At 34.9% G+C, this 4,708-nt stretch carries 7 protein-coding genes; 3 read left to right on the forward strand and 4 right to left on the reverse strand.

Going from position 1 to position 4,708, the window contains the following annotated elements; genetic code table 11:
- Positions 1-197 (forward strand): MoaD/ThiS family protein (locus HRT72_10375; GenBank protein ID NQY68107.1); only part of this gene is annotated, 197 nt, incomplete at its 5' end.
- A 57-nt stretch (positions 198-254) separates the two neighbouring features.
- On the opposite strand, the gene HRT72_10380 is transcribed toward HRT72_10375, so the two are convergent.
- The 4 genes from HRT72_10380 to HRT72_10395 are packed head-to-tail and all read right to left on the reverse strand — an operon-like array spanning position 255 to position 3,370.
- The gene (locus HRT72_10380) at positions 255-992 is read right to left on the reverse strand and encodes a glycosyltransferase family 2 protein (GenBank protein ID NQY68108.1); all 738 of its coding nucleotides are present in this window, start codon (positions 990-992) and stop codon (positions 255-257) included.
- A gap of 7 nt (positions 993-999) precedes the next feature.
- Complete coding sequence (locus tag HRT72_10385) at positions 1,000-1,767, reverse strand: sulfotransferase domain-containing protein (protein ID NQY68109.1); 768 nt, start codon at positions 1,765-1,767, stop codon at positions 1,000-1,002.
- A 2-nt stretch (positions 1,768-1,769) separates the two neighbouring features.
- Positions 1,770-2,471 carry a hypothetical protein gene (locus HRT72_10390; protein NQY68110.1) on the reverse strand — a complete coding sequence of 234 codons (702 nt, stop codon included), beginning with the start codon at positions 2,469-2,471 and terminating at the stop codon, positions 1,770-1,772.
- Entirely contained in the window at positions 2,468-3,370 is a 903-nt protein-coding gene (locus tag HRT72_10395; GenBank protein NQY68111.1) for a glycosyltransferase family 2 protein, read from the reverse strand. Before HRT72_10395 ends, HRT72_10390 begins: the two co-directional genes overlap by 4 nt.
- A 266-nt stretch (positions 3,371-3,636) precedes the next feature.
- Between HRT72_10395 and HRT72_10400 the strand changes: the two genes are divergently transcribed.
- Positions 3,637-4,086 carry a molybdenum cofactor biosynthesis protein MoaE gene (locus HRT72_10400; GenBank protein ID NQY68112.1) on the forward strand — a complete coding sequence of 150 codons (450 nt, stop codon included), beginning with the start codon at positions 3,637-3,639 and terminating at the stop codon, positions 4,084-4,086.
- Positions 4,083-4,708 (forward strand): bifunctional molybdenum cofactor biosynthesis protein MoaC/MoaB (locus HRT72_10405; protein ID NQY68113.1); only part of this gene is annotated, 626 nt, incomplete at its 3' end. The genes HRT72_10400 and HRT72_10405, both read left to right, overlap by 4 nt.

Below are 4,708 nucleotides of genomic sequence, written 5' to 3' on the forward strand. Positions count from 1 at the left end.
AAGCTACAGGAACAGATACTGCGTCCTTTGAAAATTTGACAAGCATCGCTGAACTAAAAGCGCATATATTCGAAATTCATCCTTCACTAAAAAAAATGACTTTTGCCGTTGCGCACAATCAAGAAATTAAAAAAGATGACTTCACCATCGAAGATGGAGATGAGATCGCCTTCCTCCCTCCTTTTGCTGGGGGATAATTACTCTAAAAAGAATTACCATCCAACTCATGTCATAAAATATAAAGAACGGAGACTTTATTTATTCTGTTGATTAAAAAATGCATCTCTTTCTTGAGTAGAAAACGATGGTTGATCGTAAACATTCAATAATGACAAATGCCGATGAACGACCTTTGTTGAAATTGCTGAACAATAACCTAATTCTTTAATCTGACGATACATTTCTAAATCTCTTCCAAAAGTTATCTTCTCGTATACATTTTTACGTAAGGCCATAAGCCTTAATGCTGGATTATGAGGATCTATTAATTCTTCACTAAAATCCCCATGAGACCTCCATTTCGCGTATTGTTTTATTAATTTACATACATCTTCATGACTTTTTCCAGGCAATAACTCCTTTGCCCTTTTGAGAGATACAAAATCTTTCTGGTATACCTTGGAGCCTACCATTCCTAAATCTGGATCACTATCGAAATAACTAGCAAACGAAGATAGCCAACAGGAATCACTTGGAAGTATTTCAATATCTCCTTCAATTATTACAAAAAAATCATCTATCTCATCCCAATACTTCTCGATCAACCACTTTAAGCGAAAAGGAGAATTCTCATCACAAAAGTGGACTTCATTAATAAATCCTTCTCTTTTTTGAAAGCCTATAATTATATCCCTTACAGATGCATCCTCCGAATTATTATCTGCTATAATTAAATTAAACGGGCGTTCTGTATGGCGATATATACTATCTAAACAAACCCATAAATATATTGGTCTGTTCCAACTTAGTAAAAATATTGTAGGTATAGTCATTGGGGATTCAATCCTGATTTACAAACCAATCATCTATATTAAAATCTAGCATATTCTGTAGTTCTAACAACTCCTCTTCGTACAATTTATATATATATTCATACAAATCATTTGAAATCATTAACGGATCACCCTTTGTTTTCAAACTTATGCGAGGATATACAAATTCTTTCATGGGATCAACATTCAAAAATTTAAAAACCTTATTGATTGTACTCTTATCCGACCAAAGGTCTTCACTTTTCAAAACAAGTACTTGGTCTTTGTCAAACCATGAATAGAGATTTTTTAATTGATTTACATAAAATCCTCTCGATAGATAACTATATCTTCTTAGTTCCCCAATAGCAGGATCACTAAGTCTCGAGGACTCCTTGTTTATTGCAGAAATAATATCTAAATCTTCAAATCCCAAATCACAAGTCATCTTATAATGCGAAACTAAACGACATATAGGATTCCTAAGGACCACAATAACCTTTACCCTTGGATTATATATTTTAATACGTTCTAAACAATCTGGAAAAAAAATGTAGGCAGGAGTTGCCTCTCCAGTAATTTTGTGCTCGTCGAAAGAAAAAAAGCTATGATAATAATCATAGCTATCTAGCGATGCAAGAGTTCCATCCCAATTAAACTTATCGTCGAAATCAAAAAAATGAATTTCTTTTCTTTGAGGTTTAACAACATCAGGGTGTTTACAAATAGCTTCAAACAACGACGATGTTCCTCCACGTTGAACACCGACAATTACAAAATCAATTTTTTTTTCCATCTCTACGACTGGTTTGATCTTATAACTAATTCATTATAAATGCCTTGGATTTTCACGGGTAACTCTTCAATTTTATTTTGGTTTATCAAACCGTCTTCATAAAACGAAAAGCTTGAATCAATATTCTGTCCTTTCATTACTATTGGCAGAATATATTCCATACGAGCTTGATAATCTTCTTTATTTTGGTCAAAGTTAATGAGGTGAATTTTCCGGTTTTCCATTAATGAAAGTAATCTCAAATTATATACTTCCCATAGTTTAAAGCTCTCTTCTTTACTAAACTTATTTCGATGCATTAATGAAGCTGCCACTTTACTAGGGTGTCTAAAAGATGCTACGAATGAAAATTCAAATTCATCGGCTAAATCTAACCATCCCTGAATAGTAAATAAGGCCCGTGGATCTTTAAAACCCCATAAATCATATTCATTATATGATTGTACCAGTAGAGATAATTCATCTTGATGTTCTTTTTTCCATTGCTTAATAACAACTGGATTATCCCAACTACCACCAGCACTATTCAATACTTTTTCATGCAATTGATAAAGCGTTTTATTCTCTCGATTTCCTTTTTTATTAAAGGGCGCTGAAGTAACTACATCACCCAAACACAATCCTGCCTCTTGCAAACTCCCCGTTAAGCAACTAGTACCACTCCTGTGCATCCCCAAAACAACTACAATCGTCTTTTTATTCATTTATTTAATGGCAATATATTATCTGCAGAAACTTTTAACATATGGGCGTGTTCGGCTCTCACTTTTCCTAAATAAATTGGTTTCTTCTCATTCATTTCAAATAGTTTTTGTCGAATTTCAACATACTCATCATGAAATACTTTCCATGAAGCATCTTCCCTTTCTTGATTCGTTGAGATCCCGCCATGGACTTGATGAAAAGTACCTTCTCCTAAGAGCGAAACCTCTTGAGTCTCCTTCATTTCCTTCGTACGAACATATAAATCCAAATTTACTAGGCCACCACCCTTCGTTTTAAACCGCTCATCAACTCCATCTAAATCAACCCATGTTTTCCTTTTCATAAATAAAATACTGGACTCTGCAATTAGCCTAAACCAGCCAAACTGAGAAGAACCGGCCAAAGCACTAATTTCAAACAACCGATATCCATTTACCTTCCAGGGAACACTATCTAGTAGTTTATCCTCTTCTAGTTGATTATATCCTTTAGCAATACTCTTTTTTTGCAGATCCGGTCCTAGATGATAAGCGATAGTAGACACTACAGGATATTTAGCTAGCTTCTGAGCTAAAAGGGCAAAATGTAATAATTGAGGACTCAACATTCTAGCACCATCCACCATTAACCCAATAAAATCTGATGTTGCCTCAGCTAAACCTTCGTTAATTGCCCTTGCAGGTGATTGTGTTGGATTTGAACAATGCAGAAGCTTTACATTATTATAGTGTGATGGAATCTCAACTGGTTCGTCAGAACCGTTGTCAACAACAATAATTTCAATATCAGGATTTCTAATACCCATCTGATAAGGTGATAAAAGCGTATAAAGTGTTCGTGGCAATTCACGCTCCATGTTATAAGCTATAACAACTATACTAATTAACGGCAATTTCATTGATAATTATTTCGCGATTTGATAAGGGTAAAATAAAGCAAAATATCTATACAGATATCAAAGCCTAGATTCTAGAATATCAACTATATGGATCATTTTTACAAATGAACGAACAACTACATTTATTCCTGACACTTATACAATATACATACTGGTTAAATTAGCTGTAATGCACTATCTTAATTATTGTTAAAAAGAAGCCAACAAAGTGACTTATTTTTAAGTCGAGAGAAAAGGCATTAATATTACCTTTGATAAAGACTAATATGGCTAAGAAGAAACATAAAGTACTGTTCGACGGACCTATCCCTCCTCAAAAAATTGCCGATTCCATTGGCAATCACAACACCAAACTCAATATTGGGGCTCATTCTATATTCCTAGGGCAAATAAGGGCAGATCAAATCGACGGCAAAACGGTCTCAGCTATTGAATATTCAGCATATGATGACATGGCTGAGAAAGAATTCTACGAGATTAGAGAATTTATTTTTGACAAATACAGCGACCTTACATGTATGCATGTGTACCATAGCCTAGGAAAGGTTAAATCTGGAGAGATCTCGCTATTTGTGTTTGTATCCTCCATCCATCGGAAACAAGCAATTTATGCCTGCGCCGAAATGGTAGAATTAATTAAAGAGAAAGCTCCTATTTGGAAGAAGGAAATTTTTGAAGACAACTCCCATCAATGGGGCGAAAACACTAAGTCATGAGAGATATTTCTTGGAAGGTTAACACACTTCGAATAGCGACTGCCCAATCGATTGTACAAGCTACACCTGAGACCGTTAGCATGATACAAAACAAAGAGATCCCGAAAGGCGATGTCTTTGAAATGGCTAAAGTGGCTGGATTTTTAGCGGTTAAAAAGACGAGTGATGTAGTACCACACTGCCACCCCTTACCAATAGAAGATGTTACGGTAACCTACGATATTAAGGGAGATCAGATCTTTATTGAAGTGGAAGTAAAAACAATCTACAAAACAGGTTGTGAAGTAGAAGCAATGTATGGAGCAAGTGTTGTGGCCATTACGATCTACGATTTACTTAAACCAATTGATCCCAATATTTCGATACTAAGCACTAAGCTTCTTAATAAAAAAGGTGGCAAAACAGACTTTAAAGACAAGAACCTCCCTCCCATTACTTCTACAGTAATTGTTTCTTCAGACTCTGTTTCTGCGGGTAAAAAGGAAGATAAAGCAGGTAAAATAATCATAGAGAAGTTAGAAGGGTTTGGCGTAAAAAATTCAGAATACCTCATTATTCCTGATGAACCAGAACAATTAGCAGAGAATGTAAAACGAATTGCAGGCACGGTAAACCTAATAAT

This window comes from Flavobacteriales bacterium (assembly GCA_013214975.1).
Taxonomy (GTDB): domain Bacteria; phylum Bacteroidota; class Bacteroidia; order DT-38; family DT-38; genus DT-38.